The sequence below is a fragment of the Novosphingobium sp. ST904 genome (assembly GCF_001298105.1).
In the GTDB taxonomy this organism is placed as follows: Bacteria; Pseudomonadota; Alphaproteobacteria; order Sphingomonadales; family Sphingomonadaceae; genus Novosphingobium.
Map to the genome: position 1 here is coordinate 1 of NZ_LGJH01000035.1, position 1522 is coordinate 1522.

Annotated in this window: 1 protein-coding gene; it reads right to left on the reverse strand. The window is 61.4% G+C overall.

Annotated elements, in window-relative coordinates; all coding sequences use genetic code 11:
* Positions 1-323: 323 nt before the first annotated feature.
* Positions 324-1439 (reverse strand): IS110 family transposase, encoded by a 1116-nt coding sequence (locus ADT71_RS00220; RefSeq protein WP_054434093.1) that lies wholly within the window; start codon positions 1437-1439, stop codon positions 324-326.
* Positions 1440-1522 lie beyond the last annotated feature (83 nt).

Sequence of the window (1522 nt, forward strand, 5' to 3'; positions counted from 1 at the left end):
AATGACACCCTCTCATGACTGCCATCCGAAACGCTGGTCGAGTTTACTCCTTCGCCGGCTGCAAGACCAGCGGTTACATTGACCTTGGCGGGTGTGCCGCGGGCGCCTGATCGACGACGATTGATCATGCTCTCATCCGCGGGTTGGTTACCGCACTACCCGTATCCGTCGCTGGGCCTATCCTCTGTCTAAGCACGGGCATCGGATGAACCTGCCCCTTGGTGTACCGAGGATTGCCCATCACAGTCGGGTGCCCGCGGCACGCCGGCCAAGGCTATGCAAATGGTCCGCTGGCGCCTCCTCTCGTGATCGTTACAAGTGGATCAGCCAGCCAAAGCTGGTGACACGCGACGTGCAATGTCCCAAGCATAGCCGACCAGTTCACGCGCGATCGCAGTGGTCACCTTCGGCTGCGGTTTGCCGGTGGCTGCCAGGCGACGGTAGCGCTGACACAGGCGAACCTGTGCTTTCCATCCGATCGCCTGGATTTCGTCTGGTAAATCAGCAACGCGCTCACGATAACGGCGCTCCTCGCGGGCAGGAAGACGATACGACCATCCTGCTTCGACCAGCATGGTTCGGGCATGTCCATTACCCGCGCGGGTAATCCGGCCGCGCTTGGTACGAGCGCCGCTGGAATGCTCGGAGGGCACCAGGCCGACATAGGCCATCAACTGTTTTGGGTTGTCGAAGCGAGTGAGATCACCGACCTCGGCGACCAGCGTAGCGGCGACGATCAGCCTAATGCCGCGCAAGGCCTGGAGATTGTGGACCAGCGCTCCGAAATGCCAGGCTTGCATTGCTTCGCCCAGCGCGGCCTCGAGGCGACCGACCCGTGCCTGAGCCTCCAGCACCCGCTTTTGCATTTCCTCAAAGGCCAGCTGCTGGTGCGGGAAGTCGAAGCGCTGTTCCGATAACCACCGCCAGTACATCTTCGTCCAGGCCGTCTTGCCGCCAAAACGACGATCGTGGCGGAGCAGGAAACTTCGCACTGCCTGCCGCGCCTCGGTAGCATTTTCCTGAGCGCTTCGCCGGGCCCGGATCAGGTCGCGCACCGCCTCGTGGGCTTCGTCCGGCACCCAGATCGCGGTGAGCTCGCCGGCACGCAGCAGCCCCGCCAACGTCATCGCATCACGCCGGTCGGTTTTTACGTGATCCCCCGGCCGTCTCGGCATCATTGAGGGGGCGATAACGATACAAGCCTGTCCCAGTTTCGTCAGAAGCCGGTGCAAACCATAGCCGCAAGGGCCAGCCTCATAGCAGACGCTCAAAGTTACATCCGGCGCCGCCAGTCGCTTGACCAGCCTTCTGACTGCGTCGTCCTCATTGACGATTGTGCCTACAAAGCGCACCTCGCCTCCGCGTTCTCCATCAGCGACTGCGACCGCGATGGTTTCCTTGTGCACGTCCAAACCGACATATTTCACTGCCTGTGTCATGACTCGCCTCCGTTGCTCACCAATCCAACGTCAGCATCTCAGATTTGAGCCCTTGAGGCTCCGGCAGTCATTGGGTCTAAGCG

Coding starts and splice junctions, on each gene's coding strand:
- ADT71_RS00220 (WP_054434093.1), bottom strand. CDS start 1,439: ATGACACAGGCAGTGAAATATGTCGGTTTGGACGTGCACAAGGAAACC.